The sequence below is a fragment of the Anaerosporobacter sp. genome, assembly GCF_965301125.1.
In genome coordinates this window covers 2203-3615 of record NZ_CBDLAM010000233.1, presented here as the reverse complement: position 1 = coordinate 3615, position 1413 = coordinate 2203, and the positions used below count along the sequence as shown (strand labels likewise).

The window sequence follows — 1413 nt, the reverse complement described above, 5'->3', positions numbered from 1 at the left end:
TTATGACAGAAAAGATACATAGAATCATACATAGAAGCCAAACTAAGTATATACTTATGAAAGGTGGATTTTATTTATGATTAAGTTTTTTAAATGTAATAACAATAGTTTAGTGATTCCAGTTACGTATAACTACACATCGGAGGATAACCTTGATGATGCCAAAGAGATAAGTCCTAATACCGTGGAAGCAGCTTCTGAAAAACATATTCCAGTTGTCACTTGCAGTGGAAATACCGTACGAGTAAATGTTGGAAGTGTGACTCATCCAATGACAGAAGAACATTCTATCATGACGGTTGTTCTTGAGACGCAAAGAGGTGGGCAGTATAAGTATCTTCATCATGATGATGAACCGATTGTGCATTTTGATATATCTTCTGGTGATAAGGCTTTGGCTGCTTACGCCTACTGTAATTTACATGGATTATGGAAAGTAGATATTGATTAAATAAAATTAAAAGAATTCACACACACGATAGAAAACAAACCCAGGAAGTTGAATGCCTATGACGTACATTTGATATTCGTTATAGATATTCAGTTTCTTGGGATTTTTTAATTAAGGACCTAATCTGTTAAAGAACAGTGGTGATATATGTATATCTTATGGGACCTCATTAAAAGTTTTACTACATAATTGTGCAGAAGTAAAAAATAGTAAATCGATCTAATTTATGTTATAATTAATCTGAATTGTAAAAAGAAAGAAGGTTTATGAGTGATGAAAAAGAAAAAAAAGAATATGACATTCAATTCTAAGGAATTTGATGTAGCGATTTCTAATGAGGGTATAAGAATTTTTGAAATAGTATTAGCATTTTTTGTAATTTTGTTTATTGTGTTTGCAATAATGTACATATTTAAAATTGGAAGAGTTACGAAAGGTAACTTATATGTGTTTGCAGTACTTTCAGGAATTGTCCTACTATTTATTCTTCAATTTAAGACTTGGAAATTGTCTGTGAAAGAAAATAAGGTGTCTGTTAATGGGATTTATCGAAGAAAGGTAACTTTCACATTTGAACAAATTGATAAAATTGTAGTAGGGAAAAAAAATGAATTAAAAGTATATGTATCAGGAAAGAAAATCACTACAATTGATTGGCTGTGTGTACATTATGATGAATTTATCGAGATTGCCAAGTACTATAAATGTAATATTATAGGGAGTGTAGAGTAAAGGTGGTTCGGGCTTCAAGGCTAAATATTATATTACCTAGTATGGAAAATATAAGAAAATTGGTATATAATATTCAAAAAGTTATTTGAATAAACAAAGGAGACAAAGAAATGGAGTTTGAAAGTGCGACTCGGCTGCAGCATTTTGAAACAGGTATATTTGCAGCATTAGATGAGAAGAAAAATCAATTAGTGAAAGAATTTTATGGGACTTTAGGATTTAATCTTATT

The 1413-nt window shown here is 30.4% G+C and carries 2 protein-coding genes; both read left to right on the top strand.

Annotation, left to right across the window (positions count from 1 at the left end; genetic code table 11):
* The first annotated feature begins 76 nt into the window (after window positions 1-76).
* Window positions 77-451, top strand: a complete 375-nt coding sequence (locus tag ACW2QF_RS17545) for a desulfoferrodoxin family protein (protein ID WP_455717312.1) — start codon at window positions 77-79, stop codon at window positions 449-451.
* A 273-nt stretch (window positions 452-724) separates the two neighbouring features.
* Window positions 725-1183, top strand: a complete 459-nt coding sequence (locus ACW2QF_RS17540) for a DUF6560 family protein (RefSeq protein WP_455717315.1) — start codon at window positions 725-727, stop codon at window positions 1181-1183.
* Window positions 1184-1413 lie beyond the last annotated feature (230 nt).